Origin of the sequence: aff. Roholtiella sp. LEGE 12411, assembly GCF_015206995.1 — a bacterium.
In the GTDB taxonomy this organism is placed as follows: domain Bacteria; phylum Cyanobacteriota; class Cyanobacteriia; order Cyanobacteriales; family Nostocaceae; genus Komarekiella.
On record NZ_JADEXR010000119.1, the window covers coordinates 1 to 18,433 of the forward strand.

Consider the following 18,433-nt stretch of genomic DNA (forward strand, 5'->3'; position numbering starts at 1 on the left):
GGCATGGGGCATGGGGCATGGGGAAGAAGTAATAATGCGATCGCCAACTTTTCTTTGAGGACTTTCTCAACTTGGGCGATCGCAATTTTAAAACAGTCTGATAGTTTATATTGTGTACTAGCAAAACTAACAACTGTTTATTTGGGATACCCAATAACAAGGTTCTTGCAAGTAAGCCGTGAGAAAATTATTTTATCAGCCTATATTCTTCTACATGACCCTCATAAACAAACCAAGTTGATATGGGTTTACCACCCTCCCTAGGCTGAAGTTCTCTATTGAAAGTCACTTTCCAGTGATTGCCACCATAATAATTCGGACTTTTAGGATCGCTAGAACCACGATCAACAGCCGATACAAAAAATAACTCACCTGCTTTAGCTACATACGTTGGATCGGATTTTAATAGCTTGTCTACCTGTTGAGGTTTTGTCTTAAAAGTAGTATCGCCAACATTTTCCTTTATCCTTAAAATACTTGACATGGGTGTACCTGCTGTGATTTTATTTCCAATACTTACAACTCAAATTATTATTTTTCAGAATTTTGTAACCGTAGCCAAAGCTAAATATATCACATATATGATCAATTCATAGTAATTTATAGTACTATTTTGTTCTACGTAAATTGTAGAAGCCACACAAGTACTCATAGGATTTCGTTTATTATCATTTAAAATTTTTAGACATTATTAATGTTAAAAGTAATCAAGACAACAAGTGCGATCGCTGTCTATTTTTATCTTTAAAATAACCTACTAAGCTATTACGCAAATGAAAAACTCCATCCCGCAAGTGGCGTGGAGTTTTTGGGCATGGACAATGGAGAATGGAAAAGAAGCTACCAATGCCCAATGCGGCGGGGCGACTATCTCTCTACAGACACCTGGGGATGGAGTTTCCCGTCGCTTTCAAAAAACTTGCATATTATGAGCATTTAGGCTTTCAAAAGTCACGCATTCCAGAGTCCAGAATTGCTATTGACTCTTGACTCTTGACTCTTAACAACCCTCACGAGTCAATATGCAAAGTTTCAGGTGTTTTAGCTTAACATTTATCTTGATTTTTTATTTGATGCAATCCTTGAGCCATTTCTATCAGTTGTTTAGTAGTTTTTTGGCGGTTGACCATTAACCGAGGAATTCTATAGTAATTTTTCAAGCAACCATAATTTAGGATTTGGTCATTATATAAATAACTAGATAAATAATATTTAGATACATAGTAGTTGACTTTTTTAGTATAAGCTCCATAAGGATATGCAAAATGTGATGCCACTTTTTGTTCTACGTCTAAATCTTGTGTACATTTTCTCAATTCAGTCCTGGCTTGCAAGAGTTCATTAACTAACTGATGACGAGGAAGGTTGGTTAAATTTTTATGATTCATCCCATGAGATTGAATATCATAAAACCCTTTTTTAAATCCTTCTCTCAACTCCTGGCATCCTAAATGAGTTGAATTGGCATTTTTCTGACTAGTCAAAGTTCCGGGATTTATAAATAAAACAACTTTTGCTTTTTTCCCATATTTTTTTTCAAGTTTATACAAAATGGGTAGTAGATTTGTGTGTATTGTTTTGTATCCATCATCAAATGAAATCATAATAGGTTTTTTATTTCGATATTCAGGAGAAATTTCTTGAGATTTTTTTAAGAAAAAATTATATAAATCTTGAGTACTCAAAAACCAGTAATCATGAATAATTAAATACTCTATAAGTTTCTCTAAATCTTCTCGTGGATAGTTCACCTCTCCTTGATACGGGCGTCGAGTAGAAGCTTTAGTATCGATGATTCCATGAAATCCCAAAATAGGAATTATGGGTTCAGTACTTCCAAAATTTAGAATAGTAAAAAACATGACGAAGACCAAAGCCAAGCTGAGAGGAAAGGTCTTAGTTTTTTGAGCGTTAAAGAAGTGATTGTCATTTTTACTAGTCATTTTTTATACTGGTTTTTTATGAATTTGCATAGTAAAAGCAACCTCCGCTCAGGCTTTCAAAAACAGAGGCACAGAGAGTAACAAGAAACTTATCGGCTTGGCAGTTATAATCTAATTCATACAAGAAGTCTACTTTCTAAATATCAAGTTGCAATTTGTTCTATGTGACTGATACGGTGGGTAGCATTCAGTAGTTTTGAGTTCCAAGTACCGTTAGCATAGCCCGTACTGAGTGATGACTCGATTTATTGTACTCATGAGTAGAGAGGGAAATTAGGTGAGTCAATCTTCTTTAAATCGTAGATTAACCCAAATTTTGGGTATCCTGCTTGGTATTGGTATAGCTGTTTGGGTACTGAGAGGGTTCGGTATTCTAAGTTTTATGCCAGGTGGAATTATTTGGCTATTAATACTAGCAGCGATCGCTGTAGGAATTATTAGTTATGCCCAAAGAACATGGTGGCGGTTTTAAAAGTTAATAGTTATTAATGCACACAATTCACTAGAGGGAAGGAAAATGACAACTCATGTATGTAGCGTCTGCGGTTATGTATATGATCCACAAGAGGGTGATCCAGATAACGACATAGCACCGGGAACAGCCTTTGAAAGCTTAGCAGATGATTGGGAATGTCCAGTTTGTGGCGCGGATAAAGAAGAATTTGAACCAAATGAGTGAAGATAACGGCTAGCCTAGAAGGTAGGTGCTAGAGAAGAGATATTTTTGAAATTGTTGCCGTTAAAAATTGTAGTTATTGGTGGTGGAGCAGCGGGATTTTTTAGTGCGATCGCTTGTGCTAAAGTCAATCCTCAAGCTCAAGTTACTTTACTCGAAGCCAGTCGCCAACCACTGGCGAAAGTTCGGATTTCTGGAGGGGGACGCTGCAATGTCACCCACGCTTGCTTTGAACCAGAGGCGTTAGTGCAAAATTACCCTAGAGGCGGAAAAGCTTTGCGGGGGGCGTTCACTCGCTTTCAAGCTAGAGATACAATATCTTGGTTCGCGATTCACGGAGTACCACTGAAAACTGAAACTGATGGTCGGATGTTTCCGATTACAGATAATTCAGAAACTGTTGTAAACTGCCTGATGAAAGCTGCTGTTGCATCTGGGGTTGAACTTCGCATTGGTACACTTGTTAGCTCACTCAAACGACTTCCGTCCGCGGTAGGAAAACAAGAGGGGTTTGAAATCCTCCTGAAGTCGGGAGAGACAATCAAATGCGATCGCCTACTTCTTGCTACTGGTAGCAGCCTTATAGGTTATAAAATAGCCAGAGAGCTAGGTCATCAAATTGAACCGCCCGTACCTTCGTTATTTACCTTCAACATTGCCGATCAAAAGCTGAGGACGTTGGCTGGAGTTAGTGTTAACTCTGTGCAGTTGCGATTATCTGGTAGCGGAAACTCCCAATTAGAACAAACTGGCCCATTGCTGATTACTCACTGGGGTTTGAGTGGCCCAGCAGTTCTTAAACTTTCGGCTTGGGGTGCAAGAATCTTACACGACAGCCACTATCAAGGGACATTATCGATCAATTGGCTGCCTTCTTTATCGCAAGAACAAGTGCGACAACAAATCTTAGCAGTCAAAACTGAATGGGCAAAAAAAGCGATCGCATTACATCGTGGCGCTGAACTACCTCATCGTCTTTGGCAATATATCATTGCTCGTGCAGGTATCACCACAGAAGACCGCTGGGCGGGATTATCTCACAAAACATTAAATCAGCTGGTGCAAGAACTGACTCAGGGACAATACTTAATCAACGGTAAGGGAGCTTTTAAAGAAGAATTCGTTACCTGTGGTGGCGTTAATCTTAAAGAAGTTAACTTCAAGACGATGGAAAGTAGATTAGTTCCTGGCCTTTACTTTGCCGGGGAAATATTAGATATTGATGGCGTCACAGGTGGATTTAACTTTCAAAGTGCTTGGACAACAGCTTATTTAGGTGGTAACGCCATGGGAATTAGTAATTAAAGAAAAACCCCCAGAATAACGGAAAATAATCCTGACAAAAAGCGACAATTATCTTGCCTTTGTAGATTATTTCTGAACATAAAGATAATGAAATTTAGCGAAATTTTAAGTCAATTGGGCGACGTCGCCACCATCAATAGCCTGACCACAAACCCAGACCATGACCCAGAAATCACAGGGATAACAGCCCTTGATGAGTCTACTAACGGCACTCTCAGCTACGTTGAGGGGGCTAAATTTGCGTCTTTTGTCAGCAAAACAAACGCTAGTGCTTTAATTTTACCTAAAGACGAAAAATTACAGATGCAAGCCCAGGAACGGGGTATCGTCTGGATAGCAACTCCAGATCCGCGACTGTTGTTTGCTAAAGCGATCGCTCTTTTTTACCAACCATATCGCCCAAAACCAGAAATTCATCCCACTGCTGTGATTGACTCTACAACAAAAATTGGTAGCAATGTTTACATTGGCCCTCATGTTGTGATTCAGCCAGGGGTAGTAATTGGTAATGGTGTAATCATTCATCCGAATGTGGTGATTTATCCAGATGCCAAAATAGGCGATCGCACCACCTTACACGCCAACTGTACCATCCACGAACGTACCCGCATTGGTGCAGACTGCGTAATTCACAGTGGTGCTGTTATCGGTGCAGAAGGCTTTGGCTTTGTTCCCATAAGCACAGGTTGGTTCAAAATGCAACAATCCGGCTATACCGTCTTAGAAGATAATGTAGAAGTTGGCTCCAACAGCGCCATAGACCGCCCAGCCGTTGGCGAAACACGGGTAGGTCGTAGTACAGTAATTGACAACTTAGTACAAATAGGACACGGTTGCCAAATAGGTTTTGGCTGTGCGATCGCAGGTCAGGCGGCGATGGCGGGAGGCGCGAAACTAGGAAATCGGGTGATCTTAGCTGGACAGGTAGGAATATCCAATCAAGTGAAAATGGGCGATGGGGCGATCGCATCCGCTAAAGCTGGAATTCACAGTGATGTTGCACCAGGAGAAGTTGTCTCTGGTATGCCCGCAATTTCACATAAACTGTATTTAAAGGTATGTGCTATTTCCAACCGACTACCGGAAATGTATGAATCGCTCAAACAATTGCAACGCCAATTAGGGCAAAAATGAAGAGTTGGTCAAGAGTCAAGAGTCAAGAGTCAAGAGTCAAGAGCTAAACTCTTTTAACCGTTGCCCATTGCCCGTTGCCCGTTGCCCGTTGCCCGTTGCCCGTTGCCCGTTGCCCGTTGCCCATTGCCCATTGCCCATTGCCCATTGCCCATTGCCCATTGCCCATTGCCCATTGCCCATTGCCCCTTGCCCGTTGCCCATTGCCCCTTGCCTAAAAACCCAATTTCTCCAACACCGACTGAGTAGAAACAACATGGCGTCCTAAACCCAGTTCTTTTGGGCTAACCCCAACCGCCAAAGCAATCAACTGGGGCAAATGCAATACAGGTAAACCTAGCTTTTGCCCGATCACCTTTTCCACTTCTGGCTGGCGAGAATCTAAATTTAGATGACACAAAGGACAAGGAGTGACTATACAATCAGCGCCAGATGCTAAGGCATCTTGAATATGCATTCCCGCCATCTGAAAAGATTGGGTAGTGGCATAGCTAGAAAGGGGCCAACCACAACATTGTGTACGACCTCGATAATAAATTGGTGTTGCACCCACAGCCCGAAACACATTTTCCATGGCTTCGGGTTGGAAAGGATCATCGTAAGGCATGGACTTTTGGGCGCGTAGAAGATAACAACCATAAAAAGCCGCACATTTGAGTCCAGTTAACTTCCGGGTGACACGTTTGGTAATTTCCTCCAAACCATAATCTGTCACTAAAGCATAAAGGAGATGTTTGACTTCTGTACTGCCATGGTAAGGCGAACAACCTTCTTTTTGCAGCAAGCCATTAACCTGTTGAATGTAGGCAGAGTTGCTTGTTTGGCATTCTTTCAGGCGTTCATTGACATGACCAATTACACCCTGACAGGTGCTGCAATGGGTAAGTAAAGGCAAACTTAATTCTTCTGCTAAGGCAATATTCCTAGCGTTGACCGTATCTTCAAGCAATTGAGAATCTTCTTTAAAAGTTCCCGAACCACAACAAGCAGCTTTTTTCAATTCAACCAGTTCGATACCTAGTGCTTGGGTGAGGGCTTGTGTTGACTGGTAAAGCTCCCGACAGGCCCCTTGGGCAACACATCCTGGAAAGTAAGCGTACTTAAGTGTTTGAGATAGCATATAAGTATATCTGGGTTAAGGTAATAGTGACTTTTCTGTAGGAAAACTCTTTGGTAGTATGCGGGCGATCGCGCTTTCCGATAAGATGTATATGCTCAAAACAATATCGCCCATAAAGAGCATAATTATAGCAACCAGGTAAGGACTTTATATCTTATGAGCCAAGCAGAAATTCTTGAAAGAGTTAAGGAAGTAATCGTCGAGCAACTGGAAGTGGAGCCTGATGCTGTTGTTCCAGATGCTAAATTTACCGATGATCTACATGCAGACTCTCTGGATCTTGTTGAATTAGTAATGGCTTTGGAAGAAGAATTTGAACTTGAAATTCCCGATGAAGCCGCCGAAAAGATTTTATCGGTTCAAGACGCAGTAGACTACATTAACAACAAAGTTACCGCATCAGCTTAAAAAAGTTTTGAGTCCCGAATACTGAGAATTAAACCGCCTAGTTCGGGAAAACCCTCTGTTTTCTATTCTGCAAAACAGCCGCTCTCTGGGTGTTTACAAGTAGGGAACCAAACGGCAGTTACTACAACTCTTAAAGACCAGAGCTAAAGTACTGCCTTCCCATAAAACTGGATCTTCAAGTCAGGAAAATCTTTTGGCCGCTCATGGAAAGCCACTGCGGTGAAAAGTTAGCCAGGTAGTTCGTTAAAAAGCCAGTCGCGTGGGCTAAGAGAAGAAAAGTCTGTAGCTTGCTCGCCGTAGGGTGTGCCGGCTTCTGAAAATCAGAACTTCTCCCCTTGGGAGACGCCAAAGGCGAAGGGAGTTCCCAACTTCTATTTGCAGCGCTGGCTCCTCATACTCACGAGACTAGCCAACAAAACGCCTCTTTAGGAATTAAAACTCAGCACTATTTATTTTTTCTGACTGCTGCTTTTTCGCCACCATTAACTGAATCATGACAGATTATAAACGTAAACGCGTTGTTGTAACTGGTGTTGGCGCGATTACACCTATTGGTAACACACCAACAGAATATTGGGAAGGATTGTTGAGTGGACGTAATGGCATAGACTACATCACTGCTTTTGATGCGTCTCACCATGATTGCCGCATTGCTGGTGAGGTGAAAAACTTTGATCCATACGATTACTTGGAGCGCAAAGAAGCCAAGCGCATGGATCGGTTTGCCCAATTTGGGGTTGCAGCGGCAAAACAGGCTATCTCCAACGCGCAGTTAGTGATTGATGACCTGAATGCAGAACAGGTAGGTGTCATGATTGGTTCTGGCATTGGCGGTCTTAAGGTATTGGAAGACCAGCAAACTATCTACCTCAACCGTGGGCCCGATCGCTGTAGTCCATTCATGATACCAATGATGATCGCCAATATGGCAGCAGGATTAACAGCAATTCATACCGGTGCTAAAGGCCCAAATTCTTGCCCTGTAACTGCTTGCGCTGCTGGCTCCAACGCCATAGGGGATGCTTTTCGCCTGATTCAAAGAGGATATGCCCAGGCGATGATTTGCGGGGGAACAGAGGCGGCTGTTACACCATTGTCGGTAGCTGGGTTTGCAGCAGCCCGGGCACTCTCGACTCGTAATGATGACCCTACTCACGCTTGCCGTCCCTTTGATCGCGATCGCGATGGATTTATCCTAGGTGAAGGTGCAGGAATCTTAATTCTCGAAGAACTGCAATACGCCCTCAGTCGAGGTGCTCATATTTATGCCGAAATGATCGGTTATGGTATGACCTGTGATGCTTACCATATAACCTCTCCGATTCCAGGTGGATTAGGAGCCGCCAGAGCCATAGAATTGGTACTCAAGGACGCAGAACTAACTCCGCAGATGGTAAGTTATATCAATGCCCACGGTACTAGTACTGCGGCTAATGATACAAATGAAACCGCCGCAATTAAAAAAGCTTTGGGAGAACATGCTTATAAGGTGCCAATCAGCTCCACAAAATCGATGACAGGTCATCTGTTAGGCGGTTCTGGAGGTATTGAAGCAGTCGCAACAGTACTAGCGATCGCTAATGACAAAATTCCACCAACAATCAATTTAGAAAATCCCGATACAGAGTGTGACTTAGATTACGTACCCAACTCTAGCCGCGCTCAAAAAGTCGAAGTAGCATTATCCAACTCTTTTGGGTTTGGCGGTCATAATGTCACACTAGCCTTTAAGAAATACCTCTAAAATTCTCAATTTTGCTGCTGGTCGGCTCTACTGTAGTGTCGGTGTGAAAAGTATCATAGATATCATTCAAATCGGAGCTAAGGGTTCAGCATGACCCAATTATCAGCTTGATTTATCACCAGAAACTCAGGACATCCCGCTTGTAGATCGACAATCGGGAATGGGATGATGAAGATACTGTAGGGGAATTTTAATCAGTGTTCAGTAACCAGGTTTATGGAGGGGGATCGAACCCGCCAAATCAAGGAAACCAGGAGTTGGTGAGGGACTTGAAACCCAATGCATAAAACTGACAACTGTTAACCGTTAAAAATTACCCCAGCAAGAGAGAGAAGCTCGAAGAGTGCCAACCCGTCGTTAAAAACAATCTTATTATGGCTGTTGCAACCCAATCCCTCGAAGAACTTTGTATAAACTCGATCCGCTTCTTGGCTGTTGACGCCGTAGAAAAGGCCAAATCGGGACACCCAGGACTGCCGATGGGCGCAGCTCCCATGGCTTTTGTACTATGGGATCGCTTTATGCGATTTAATCCCAAAAATCCCAAGTGGTTTAACCGCGATCGCTTTGTCTTGTCTGCCGGTCACGGCTCCATGTTGCAGTATGCTCTACTTTACCTGACAGGCTTCGACAGCGTAACAATTGAAGATATCAAGCTATTCCGTCAGTGGGAATCCAAAACCCCCGGACACCCAGAAAACTTCATGACCCCAGGCGTGGAAGTCACAACGGGGCCATTGGGTCAAGGAATTGCTAATGGAGTCGGTTTGGCAATGGCGGAAGCGCATCTTGCCGCTAAATATAACAAACCCGATGCGAAAATTGTTGACCACTACACCTACGTAATTTTGGGTGACGGTTGCAACATGGAAGGAGTTTCCGGTGAAGCTGCTTCTTTTGCGGGACACCTGGGATTAGGCAAACTTATCGCTCTGTACGACGACAACCACATCTCCATCGACGGTTCCACAGATGTGGCATTCACTGAAGATGTTTCCAAGCGCTTTGAAGCTTATGGTTGGCACGTTCTCCATGTCAAAGATGGCAATACAGACTTAGGGGCAATTGAAAAGGCGATCGCCGAAGCTAAATCTGTCACCGATAAGCCAACTATGATTAAGGTAACAACTACCATTGGTTATGGTTCCCCCAATAAGCAAAATACCGCTGGTGTTCACGGCGCAGCTCTGGGTACAGACGAAGTAGCCTTAACTCGCAAAGAATTAAAGTGGGAACATGAGCCTTTTGTAGTTCCACAAGACGCGCTCAACCATACGCGTAAAGCAGTAGAGCGCGGTGCAGGCTATGAAGCTGAATGGAACAAAACCTTTGCCGACTACAAAGCTAAGTATCCCCAAGAAGCAGCTGAATTTGAACGTTACGTTAGCGGCAAACTCCCTGACGGTTGGGATAAGGTGCTACCCACCTACACCCCCGAAGATAAAGGACTACCCACCCGCAAACACTCGGAAAACTGCCTCAACAAACTGGCAGCAGTTTTACCTGAGCTAATTGGTGGTTCGGCTGACTTGACCCACTCCAACCTTACCGAAGTCAAAGGTAAAGGCGACTTCCAAAAGGGACAATACCAAAACCCTAACATCCACTTTGGTGTGCGGGAACACGGGATGGGCGCAATCTGTAACGGTCTAGCGCTGCATGATTCGGGCTTAATTCCCTACGGCGCTACCTTTTTAATCTTCACAGATTACATGCGTGCTGCTATTCGCTTATCCGCCCTGTCTCAAGCTGGCACGATTTGGGTAATGACCCACGACTCCATTGGACAAGGTGAAGATGGGCCAACGCACCAACCCATTGAAACCCTAGCTTCTCTGCGAGCTATTCCTAACTTAACGGTGATTCGTCCCGCAGATGGAAACGAAAGTTCTGGCGCTTACAAAGTGGCAATTGAGAAGGCGAAGCAAAACGCTCCTACCTTGTTAGCGTTCACCCGTCAAAATGTCCCGAACTTGGCAGGTACTTCGATTGAGAACGTGGCTAAGGGTGGATATACCGTGGTGGATAGCCAAGGTACACCGGATTTGATCCTAATTGGAACTGGTTCAGAATTGAGCCTCTGCGTCACCGCAGCCGAGAAACTCACGGCTGAGGGCAAAAAAGTTCGTGTTGTCTCTATGCCCTCAACTGATCTGTTTGACGCACAGGACGCGGCTTATAAGGAGTCTGTTCTGCCTAAAGCTGTCACCAAGCGTTTGTCTGTAGAAGCTGCCTCTAGTTTTGGTTGGCACAAGTATGTGGGCATGGAAGGCGATTGCGTTAGTATTGATCGCTTTGGTGCTTCGGCTCCCGGTGGTGTCTGTTTGGAGAAGTTTGGTTTTAGCGTTGATAATGTGTTAGCTAAGGCTAAGCAATTGTTGGGTTAATAGTAACGGAATATTCTCGAAATTTTGTGGGGTGGGCTGAAAAGTCTGCCCTTTTTTTAACGCAAAGGGGCACGGAGGAAGATTGTTTATAATTGGGGTAATTAGTTGATTAATGAGAGGGAATCATGCCAGAAGTTGCTAATTATCATCAACAACTCTTTAACCGTATCTCGCCAATTGTTGAAAAGCTGATTCAAGGTAATAGTTTATATCAAGTCAAGTTAAACCAACGAGAAATGATAGAAATGTTGGTAGAACTATTTGGGCAGTTCTCTCCTGAAGAAATGAGGGAAATTAAGGATGATGATTTGACAGATAGAATTGATAGTATTTTAATTTTAGAGGCAGTTTCAGGTACGTTAAATGATTTAACACCTGAGCAAATAGCCATTTTTGATGCAGTGGTAGAAGGAAGACCGATAAGGTGAGTTATTTACTAGATTCAAATATTGTTACTTACATTTTGAAGCGAAATGCAATTGTAGACAATAAATTTCGGGAAGTGCGTCGGCTGAAACAAGATGTGTTTATTAGTTGTATAACTTACTATGAAGTCAAACGAGGTCTTTTAGCTATCAATGCAACCAGGCAGTTAGTTGACTTTAATAAATTCTGTCAAATATATAAAATTTTATTAATAGATGATTTAGAGATTATTGAAAGAGCATGTGAAATCCATGTAGATTTACAACTCAGGGGTTTTACCATTCAAGAGCAAGATATATTGATAGCAGCTACGGCGATCGCACGTGGTTTAATCTTAGTATCTAATGATTCTGATTTGCTGCGAGTTCAAGGGATTAATTTAGAGAATTGGGCAAGAACAGAATCTTGAGTTGGGTGTAGTGAGGAGAAAGCTATCGTTCTTAAAAACCCAAGACTAATGGGAAATTAAATAATTAACTATTAGTAGACAAATTCACGTTCTCTAGCAAATATATAACGAACTCTTTTTGTTTAACAATTGTATTAATTGATAGTGAAGGATGAACATTTGCATATCCATCTGTTAACTGAATGATCTCAGATAGTGTTTGACTGATAATTGTATGTTTCAATTCCACTTGCAATAAAGTCTCTACCTCTGTAGGGTTATAGTCAGTTTTGTAAAGCAACTTAACAACAAGAAGCATCGCCAGGTGAAAACTTAGGATGCGAATGGGTGAAGTATGTCTCCACAAGGTATCGTTTTCTTGTTTTGATTTCTCAGAAACTGCGCCGCGTAGAAATAATTCTACCTGCTTTATGACTTCCACACAAAACATATACATCTCAAGGTTGGACTTTTCCTTGAACACACGCTTATAATCACTATCTTTTTTTATAATTGAAGATGGTCTAGACCTAGAAATATGCGGTTCACGAAGAACAATCGCCATTACTGCTTGAGCTAAATAGGGAATGCTAATAATTCTATCAAGTGGCTTGCCCATATTTTTATAATAGTTCTTACGGCGATCATAAAACCAACCCTTACTTAGAAAATAATTTTCTATATCTGATTGAATTGGATCAGTCGCTTTCAATGAAGCAGGTGGTATGGGCGTCTGAAAGTTGGTTGCTTTAATGATACGATTTATAGATTCTGTATCATTTGTCTCTATAACTCTTATCAAGATTGCCCTGTCTTTATCTTTATCATCCTCAGTTTTATTTTTTAAAAAGTTATAAATTGTATTAGTCGTTTGAAGTCCATTTACAATTTGTACATCATCAAGATTAATAATTTTTCCAGTAGCTGTAGCTTTAGAAGATAGTATAGTTATACCATTGTTAAGCCACCAAAAATCAAGTTTATTATCTGATTCAAGTGTTTCTTCAATATCTTTATTTACTTCGACATTGCCTTGATAATCACGCACATTGAATGTAAATAAATAACGACGTAGTTCACCAGCATCATCTGTAACAAAATCATAATAATCTTTTAATTTGGCTAGTATGACATAATTATCTTTTCCCCTTGAAATGTAATTTTCCGTAAATTGAAGTTGTAATGTGTAATTTTTTTCCAAACGCGAAGCATCTATTAATTCACGCGCGCCAATAAATTGGACATCGGCTTTCGCTCCTGTAAAATATTGGCAAATTGTTTCTTTGAGACTATTTGCTTTATTATGAACTTTTGTATTGACATTTGTTGTATCACCCTTACTAGCATAAATATAGTTAACCTCTAAACTAGGATGACGTGATGCTAATTTAAGGTAAACTTCTCTAAAAAAGAACACTTTATCAAGAAGTTCTGCATTATAATTCTTTTTAAGATATTCTCTCTCTTTTTCTAGGTTAAAAATGTCCATTGCTGTTGTAATCACGTGTTCAACAGATGTTTCTGAAAATGAAGATGAACGCTTGGATTGAATTAAAAATAATTCTATTAAGGGATTTTTCTTAACCGTCTCTATTTCCGTCTATTCATTTAAAATATCGCTATTGATAAAAGTAAAGAAGCCATCGATTCCCCCGTCATCACTACCTCCAATTTGTCCCGAAAGTAACTCCTCATAAGAAAGGTCATATTTTTTCAAAGCTTGCTCAAATGTGAATAGTTCAAAGTAATCATCATCAGGCAATGAATTAGCAGTTTGACTCTTTTTCTGTTCAAGAAGACTGTTGAGAACTATGATGTCATTAGCAGCCATTTATATTACCTCTTTAAATTCCCTAATAGCACTACCGGAGTTATCCTTACTTTTAACATAAAGTATCATAATTAACATATACAAAGAGCGATCGCACCCCACACTCTCCATCAACTAAAATTACTGAGGGCGGACAAGATGCCCACCCCACAAAACTATCTTGCAAGTCAAGCAGTGACGATATAAGGCGAATTAATCGCCGCTACACGATCGCCATCTACTAAAGCTTGATACACCATTACTGCTACCTCAGCGCGTGTAGCATCGCGGGTAGGGTTGAGTTGCTTGAGATTCGGGTGATTGATGATAATCTGCTTTTCTATAGCTTTGGCTACTTCATCTTTGGCATAATCAGGAATTTTTGCTTGGTCATCGAAAGCTTTGATGGAAGTTGCACTACTAGCAGATAACCCCAGTCCATTCACCAAAGAGACTATAACTTGCACACGCTGGATATTCTGATTAGGGCGGAAGGCGTTATCGGGAAAACCAGAGAGAAATAATCCTTGATATGCCTGCTGAATTACCTTGGATGCCCAGAAATTATCCGCCACATCTTTGAATTTGCTTACAGTGCGGTTTGGTGATGGGTTGAAAGCTTTTACTAATAAGGCTGCGTATTGCGATCGCGTCATTGTAGCATCAGGTTTAAAGGTGCGATCGGGAAAACCGTTGACTATTCCCTGTTTGACTAATTCCCTAATAAACGCAGCAGCCCAATGATTACCAATATCGGTTAAATCAACAAGACTGGTTGTTGGCGTGGGTGCAGGGGTTGGTGCTGGTGTGGGTAATGGTATAGGTACGAGTATAGGTGTTGGTGTCGGAGTGGGTATTGGTGCGGGTGTTGGTGTAGCTACAGGTGTCGGAGTGGGTGCTGGTGTTGGTGTTGGTGCAGGTGTCGCTACAGGTATCGGAGTGGGTACTGGTGTTGGTGTCAGAATAGGAACCGAACTATCTGCAAACTCTAAATTTCCCGTGGCTTTAGCCTGATTTATTTGGTTTCCTACTAAAACCAGCTTATTAGAACTGGCATTTTGCAAATCAAATTTACCGTTATTGCGTAAGATGTTCCCGCCTGGATTATTGGTGCTGCCAAGATCAGGAAAGGCAGTTGCAATTATTGTTAGACCATCATCAGTATTATTTTCGCTGAGATTATTACGTAGCACAGGACGCGCACTACCAGAGATGACGATCCCAGAACGGTTTTCGTAAATTTTGTTTTCTATAAGTGTAGGTGATGCTGTATCACTAATTGCTATACCGTAGCCTGTTTTGACACAGGTGTTCCCTTGAATTTGGCCTTTGGAATTTCTAGCGATCGCAATCCCATTAGCTGCGTTCTCACTAAAAACATTACCTAGAATCACTGGATTAGCATCACCTGTAGCAAATACACCCTCACGTTTGCACTGAGTGAAGGTACAATTAGCTACTGTAGGAGCAGTAGACTCAACCCAGACGCCACTACCACGGCTAGCTAAATTGGTCACAGTTACCCCTCGGAGTTCGGCGCTAGTCAGCAGAACAAAAGTGACGTTTTGACCGGCAAAAGTGCGGCTGAGATAGTTGCCACTTCCTTCAATCACAATGCCCCTACCTTTATTGGCTTCATTACCCACCACTGTTACACCAGATGGAACTGTTATGGGAAAAACTTCACCACTAGCGGTATTGTAATTCCCTTCTGCCAGTTGAATTTTAGTGCCGAGTGTGGCAACTTTGAGGGCTTGCGTAATCGTTTTGAACGCGACTTGTTGGCTACCAGAATTGGTATCGCTACCTGCTGAGGGATTCACGTAAAAAGTTTGAGTCATATTTATACTTTAAAAAAATATATAGCCATGTTAGCGCTAACCGCTGAAGTCGGTAGCGATCGCTAAAATTAATTTGCATGATTAGGGGATAGGGGATAGGGCATGGGGGATAGGGAGCAGAAAATAATTGATGACCCTTGACCCTTGACCCTTGACTCTTGACCACTCTTCATAGCAAGCCAGCACAAGATAATGGAAACTCTTGTAACAGCATCACTATTGTGCGTTCGCTATATTAACGGTTAACAGGCAACGGTTAAAAGGAGTTAAAGAGGTGGAAATTAAGCCAACTGAGCCATCACTAGCACTCACAGAAATTCCCCCTGGCTATCTCAACATCATGGGTTACGTTGATAAATCAGAGGTCAACGGGCCTGGTTGTCGTGCTGTTATTTGGGTGCAGGGTTGTATTCGTGAGTGTCCTGGCTGCTTTAATCCTGATTCCTGGTCATTTGAGGCTAATCAATTGATTGCAATTGATACCCTTGCAAAGAACATTCTCAGCAATTCCCACAATACAGGTTTGACATTTTCTGGTGGAGAACCCTTTTGGCAAGCGCCTGCTCTAGCGTCTTTGGCTCGAAAGGTAAAAGCTGCTGGGTTAAATGTGATGTCTTTTAGTGGGTTCACCCTTGAGCAACTACAGTCTGAATCTGCACCACCAGGTTCCCAAGCATTGTTAGAACAACTAGATATTTTGATTGACGGGCCTTTTGTGCAAACTCTGGCACTTAATTCTCCCAACTCCCCCGTTTCTTCTAGTAATCAAAGGGTTCATGTACTCAACCCTGCCTTCCAAGACCAAATTACCTGGGCAAGTGACCAGATAGAAGTTCACATCCTCAAGAACGGTGGTCGCATTGTTACTGGCTATCAAGGTGGGCTGGAATTGACTTAGAAGGAAGAGGGGCAAGGGAGATATATTTTGGAATGTAACAATGAGTCTTTTCATTGAAAGCGACGGGAAATTCCATCCCCAGGTGTCTGTAGAGGGATAAGGGATAGTCGCCCCGCCGCTTTGGGCTGAGCTTGTCCTGAGCGTAGTCGTTGGCGTAGCCTACCGTAGGGAAGGGCACAGCCTCTCGTAGAGAAGCATAGGGCACTTGTACCGAAACTAGTACATAAGTCCTATAGGATTCCTATTTGATTTTTTGATTTTTGAAAAAACTGCGTACACCTCTAACTCTCTTTTTTCCCATCCCCTATGCCCTATGCCCTATGCCCTATGCCCCATCCCCCATTCCCTATGCCCTATGCCCTATGCCCTATGCCCTATGCCCTATGCCCTATGCCCTATGCCCTATGCCCTATCCCCCATCCCCCATCCCCTGTCTCTACAAGTCAGTTCACGAATCAAATCGGATTACTATATATAAGAAGAATCACTTGGAAATAATTTTAGTAATAGCTGCCCGATTTACGATGTTCTAGAGCAGTTACGCCATCATTTTCTAATACTTCTCCTTTATCTACTACGGCATAAATTAACCAGCTGTCACCACATTCGAGTTGATTTGTTACCGTACATTCTAAATAAGCTAATGCTTCATTCAGAATCAGACAACCATTAAGAGCGGTTTGTGTAGAAAGATTAGCAAACGGATTATCTCCTAAAGTACTTTGGGGAGAAAAATAACGTCGGACATTTCTTCCTTCCTTAAGGATATTCAGCACAAATTTATCACCTAGATGACGTATTGAATCTGCATTCTGCTCTTGAGCTACAGCAATCATGATTCCCGGCGGGTTAAAAGTTGCTTGAGATACCCAAGAAGTTAAGACCCCTTTGTGGGTTTCTTCATCACGAGTTGTCAGAACACACAAAGAACCAATGATCCGCCCCACCGCTTGTTCGGTACGATCTACTTGGTTTCCTGTTAAAACTTGGCGGGGAGTACGCAGTTTTTTCGTTTTTTTCAAGTTTTGAGCGAAAGAGGCACCTGCTTGTTGACACTGTTGTAAAATTTCAGAAGTAGGGCTAAAGCGGACTCGGATTGTTTCAAATCCTAAACGATAATTGGCATCTTTTAGCTTGCTTTCTATTAAATCAATTGCCTCTCCACTCCAACCGTAGGAACCAAACACCCCTGCTAACTTTGTTTTAGCTGCTGCTGAGAGGGCTATTCCTAAAGCAGTTTGAATTTGGGTAGGTGCATGACCGCCTAAAGTAGGTGAGCCGATAATAAATCCATCGCAAGCTTCTACAATGCGGGTAATCTCTGTAGAATCTGTTAATTCACAGTTGATGGATTCTACATTAACTCCATTTTCAATCAAGCCTTGAGCGATCGCATTAGCTAGAGTTGCTGTATTTCCATAAGCAGAAGCATACAGTAAAGCAACACTCAACTCCTGAGCTTTTTGCCCTTGACACCATTGACGGTAATCATAAGTAAAACGACTGAGGCTGTAGCGAACAACTGGGCCATGAGCAGGAGCATAGCATTTAGCGCCGAAAACCGAAAATTTCTCTAAAGCAACTTCAACTTGTTTGGCTTGGGGCGCATGAAGACAGTCAAAATAGTAACGCCGTTCGGCGTCTAATCCCTTCCAATCTTCATCAAACAGAATATCCTCACAAATATGAGCACCAAAGAATTTGTCTGTGTAGAGAATTTTTGTTGTGGGATCGTAAGTACAAAGTCCATCCGCCCAACGAGGAGTCGGTACAGTAATAAATGACAGATAATGTCCCCGTCCTAAATCTAAAGTATCCTCGGAACGCACGGATTGAATACGTGATTCCCATTCAGGAAAGGCGGCTTTTAAAGCATTGGCTGCGGGGCGAGAACAAATTAAAGTAACTTGAGTAGCTTGAGAAAGCAAGACTTTGAGGGTTGCTCTGCGGTTAGGGTTGACATGACCAAGAATAATGTAATCTAGGGTGCTGAAATCTAGATGTTGTGCCAATTGCTCAAGGTAAATTTCGGTAAAAGATTCACCGGGAGGGTCAATTAAGGCTTTTTTATCACCTTGGATTAAATAAGAATTTGCTGTAGTTCCCTGTTGGCGGGAATACTCAACCTCAAATTTTAGTCGATCCCAAGTTCGCGATCGCAAGATTAGGGTATCTTTGCCAATTTCAGCAACCTGCACGTCTCTTTTACGGTTAGGCGTTAATGTAGCAACAGACATAGTAAACCTCTTTGGGGGATGGGGATGGGGGATAGGGCATAGGGCATAGGGCATAGGGCATAGGGCATAGGGCATAGGGCATAGGGCATAGGGCATAGGGAATGGGGGATGGGGCATAG

General features: G+C 42.3%; 19 protein-coding genes and 1 pseudogene. 12 read left to right on the plus strand and 8 right to left on the minus strand.

Going from position 1 to position 18,433, the window contains the following annotated elements; translation table 11 throughout:
- Window positions 1-183, minus strand: a pseudogene (locus tag IQ246_RS30535) (hypothetical protein); the annotation flags it as partial.
- A gap of 4 nt (window positions 184-187) precedes the next feature.
- Entirely contained in the window at window positions 188-484 is a 297-nt protein-coding gene (locus IQ246_RS21545) for a hypothetical protein (protein ID WP_194005378.1), read from the minus strand.
- A gap of 289 nt (window positions 485-773) precedes the next feature.
- On the opposite strand from IQ246_RS21545, the gene IQ246_RS21550 reads away from it, so the two are divergent.
- Complete coding sequence (locus IQ246_RS21550) at window positions 774-932, plus strand: hypothetical protein (protein WP_194005379.1); 159 nt, start codon at window positions 774-776, stop codon at window positions 930-932.
- A gap of 114 nt (window positions 933-1,046) precedes the next feature.
- On the opposite strand, the gene IQ246_RS21555 is transcribed toward IQ246_RS21550, so the two are convergent.
- Window positions 1,047-1,943 (minus strand): polysaccharide deacetylase family protein, encoded by an 897-nt coding sequence (locus IQ246_RS21555; RefSeq protein ID WP_194005380.1) that lies wholly within the window; start codon window positions 1,941-1,943, stop codon window positions 1,047-1,049.
- Between the two features lie 277 nt (window positions 1,944-2,220).
- Between IQ246_RS21555 and IQ246_RS21560 the strand changes: the two genes are divergently transcribed.
- The 4 genes from IQ246_RS21560 to lpxD all read left to right on the plus strand — a co-directional run bounded on the left by IQ246_RS21560 (window position 2,221) and on the right by lpxD (window position 5,058).
- Window positions 2,221-2,415: a hypothetical protein gene (locus IQ246_RS21560; RefSeq protein WP_194005381.1), complete on the plus strand. Its 195-nt coding sequence runs from the start codon at window positions 2,221-2,223 to the stop codon at window positions 2,413-2,415.
- A 45-nt stretch (window positions 2,416-2,460) separates the two neighbouring features.
- Entirely contained in the window at window positions 2,461-2,622 is a 162-nt protein-coding gene (rd, locus tag IQ246_RS21565) for a rubredoxin (protein WP_194005382.1), read from the plus strand.
- A gap of 51 nt (window positions 2,623-2,673) precedes the next feature.
- Window positions 2,674-3,924 (plus strand): NAD(P)/FAD-dependent oxidoreductase, encoded by a 1,251-nt coding sequence (locus IQ246_RS21570; protein ID WP_194005394.1) that lies wholly within the window; start codon window positions 2,674-2,676, stop codon window positions 3,922-3,924.
- Between the two features lie 87 nt (window positions 3,925-4,011).
- Window positions 4,012-5,058 (plus strand): UDP-3-O-(3-hydroxymyristoyl)glucosamine N-acyltransferase, encoded by a 1,047-nt coding sequence (gene lpxD, locus IQ246_RS21575; protein WP_194005383.1) that lies wholly within the window; start codon window positions 4,012-4,014, stop codon window positions 5,056-5,058.
- Between the two features lie 211 nt (window positions 5,059-5,269).
- Here the strand turns inward: lpxD and IQ246_RS21580 are convergent, their stop codons facing one another.
- Complete coding sequence (locus IQ246_RS21580) at window positions 5,270-6,175, minus strand: CoB--CoM heterodisulfide reductase iron-sulfur subunit B family protein (protein WP_194005384.1); 906 nt, start codon at window positions 6,173-6,175, stop codon at window positions 5,270-5,272.
- 156 nt (window positions 6,176-6,331) lie between these two features.
- On the opposite strand from IQ246_RS21580, the gene IQ246_RS21585 reads away from it, so the two are divergent.
- From IQ246_RS21585 to IQ246_RS21610, 6 genes are all read left to right on the plus strand, one after another.
- Window positions 6,332-6,583, plus strand: coding sequence for an acyl carrier protein (locus tag IQ246_RS21585; RefSeq protein ID WP_194005385.1), 252 nt, complete (start codon window positions 6,332-6,334; stop codon window positions 6,581-6,583).
- A gap of 335 nt (window positions 6,584-6,918) precedes the next feature.
- Entirely contained in the window at window positions 6,919-7,080 is a 162-nt protein-coding gene (locus tag IQ246_RS21590; protein WP_194005386.1) for a hypothetical protein, read from the plus strand.
- The gene (fabF, locus tag IQ246_RS21595; RefSeq protein WP_194005387.1) at window positions 7,077-8,327 is read left to right on the plus strand and encodes a beta-ketoacyl-ACP synthase II; all 1,251 of its coding nucleotides are present in this window, start codon (window positions 7,077-7,079) and stop codon (window positions 8,325-8,327) included. Before IQ246_RS21590 ends, fabF begins: the two co-directional genes overlap by 4 nt.
- Window positions 8,328-8,701: 374 nt before the next feature.
- Window positions 8,702-10,714 carry a transketolase gene (gene tkt, locus IQ246_RS21600; protein ID WP_194005388.1) on the plus strand — a complete coding sequence of 671 codons (2,013 nt, stop codon included), beginning with the start codon at window positions 8,702-8,704 and terminating at the stop codon, window positions 10,712-10,714.
- Window positions 10,715-10,839: 125 nt separating this feature from the next.
- Complete coding sequence (locus tag IQ246_RS21605; RefSeq protein ID WP_194005389.1) at window positions 10,840-11,142, plus strand: hypothetical protein; 303 nt, start codon at window positions 10,840-10,842, stop codon at window positions 11,140-11,142.
- On the plus strand, window positions 11,139-11,549 hold the full coding sequence (locus IQ246_RS21610; protein ID WP_194005390.1) for a type II toxin-antitoxin system VapC family toxin: 411 nt from the start codon (window positions 11,139-11,141) through the stop codon (window positions 11,547-11,549). Before IQ246_RS21605 ends, IQ246_RS21610 begins: the two co-directional genes overlap by 4 nt.
- Window positions 11,550-11,613: 64 nt before the next feature.
- Here IQ246_RS21610 and IQ246_RS21615 read toward each other — a convergent pair whose 3' ends face one another.
- The 3 genes from IQ246_RS21615 to IQ246_RS21620 all read right to left on the minus strand — a co-directional run bounded on the left by IQ246_RS21615 (window position 11,614) and on the right by IQ246_RS21620 (window position 15,179).
- Window positions 11,614-13,017, minus strand: a complete 1,404-nt coding sequence (locus IQ246_RS21615) for an AIPR family protein (protein ID WP_244142115.1) — start codon at window positions 13,015-13,017, stop codon at window positions 11,614-11,616.
- A gap of 111 nt (window positions 13,018-13,128) precedes the next feature.
- The gene (locus tag IQ246_RS30540; RefSeq protein WP_244142116.1) at window positions 13,129-13,359 is read right to left on the minus strand and encodes a hypothetical protein; all 231 of its coding nucleotides are present in this window, start codon (window positions 13,357-13,359) and stop codon (window positions 13,129-13,131) included.
- A 167-nt stretch (window positions 13,360-13,526) separates the two neighbouring features.
- Window positions 13,527-15,179 (minus strand): DUF1565 domain-containing protein, encoded by a 1,653-nt coding sequence (locus tag IQ246_RS21620; RefSeq protein ID WP_194005391.1) that lies wholly within the window; start codon window positions 15,177-15,179, stop codon window positions 13,527-13,529.
- 274 nt (window positions 15,180-15,453) lie between these two features.
- Between IQ246_RS21620 and IQ246_RS21625 the strand changes: the two genes are divergently transcribed.
- Window positions 15,454-16,077 carry a 4Fe-4S single cluster domain-containing protein gene (locus IQ246_RS21625; protein ID WP_194005392.1) on the plus strand — a complete coding sequence of 208 codons (624 nt, stop codon included), beginning with the start codon at window positions 15,454-15,456 and terminating at the stop codon, window positions 16,075-16,077.
- 500 nt (window positions 16,078-16,577) lie between these two features.
- On the opposite strand, the gene IQ246_RS21630 is transcribed toward IQ246_RS21625, so the two are convergent.
- Entirely contained in the window at window positions 16,578-18,314 is a 1,737-nt protein-coding gene (locus tag IQ246_RS21630; RefSeq protein ID WP_194005393.1) for a diflavin flavoprotein, read from the minus strand.
- Window positions 18,315-18,433 lie beyond the last annotated feature (119 nt).

Bases quoted from the DNA above. Each gene is read 5' to 3' on its own strand.
- IQ246_RS21545 (WP_194005378.1), bottom strand. From the start codon at position 484: ATGTCAAGTATTTTAAGGATAAAGGAAAATGTTGGCGATACTACTTTT.
- IQ246_RS21550 (WP_194005379.1), top strand. From the start codon at position 774: ATGAAAAACTCCATCCCGCAAGTGGCGTGGAGTTTTTGGGCATGGACA.
- IQ246_RS21555 (WP_194005380.1), bottom strand. From the start codon at position 1,943: ATGACTAGTAAAAATGACAATCACTTCTTTAACGCTCAAAAAACTAAG.
- rd (WP_194005382.1), top strand. From the start codon at position 2,461: ATGACAACTCATGTATGTAGCGTCTGCGGTTATGTATATGATCCACAA.
- lpxD (WP_194005383.1), top strand. From the start codon at position 4,012: ATGAAATTTAGCGAAATTTTAAGTCAATTGGGCGACGTCGCCACCATC.
- IQ246_RS21580 (WP_194005384.1), bottom strand. From the start codon at position 6,175: ATGCTATCTCAAACACTTAAGTACGCTTACTTTCCAGGATGTGTTGCC.
- IQ246_RS21585 (WP_194005385.1), top strand. From the start codon at position 6,332: ATGAGCCAAGCAGAAATTCTTGAAAGAGTTAAGGAAGTAATCGTCGAG.
- fabF (WP_194005387.1), top strand. From the start codon at position 7,077: ATGACAGATTATAAACGTAAACGCGTTGTTGTAACTGGTGTTGGCGCG.
- tkt (WP_194005388.1), top strand. From the start codon at position 8,702: ATGGCTGTTGCAACCCAATCCCTCGAAGAACTTTGTATAAACTCGATC.
- IQ246_RS21605 (WP_194005389.1), top strand. From the start codon at position 10,840: ATGCCAGAAGTTGCTAATTATCATCAACAACTCTTTAACCGTATCTCG.
- IQ246_RS21615 (WP_244142115.1), bottom strand. From the start codon at position 13,017: ATGGACATTTTTAACCTAGAAAAAGAGAGAGAATATCTTAAAAAGAAT.
- IQ246_RS30540 (WP_244142116.1), bottom strand. From the start codon at position 13,359: ATGGCTGCTAATGACATCATAGTTCTCAACAGTCTTCTTGAACAGAAA.
- IQ246_RS21620 (WP_194005391.1), bottom strand. From the start codon at position 15,179: ATGACTCAAACTTTTTACGTGAATCCCTCAGCAGGTAGCGATACCAAT.
- IQ246_RS21630 (WP_194005393.1), bottom strand. From the start codon at position 18,314: ATGTCTGTTGCTACATTAACGCCTAACCGTAAAAGAGACGTGCAGGTT.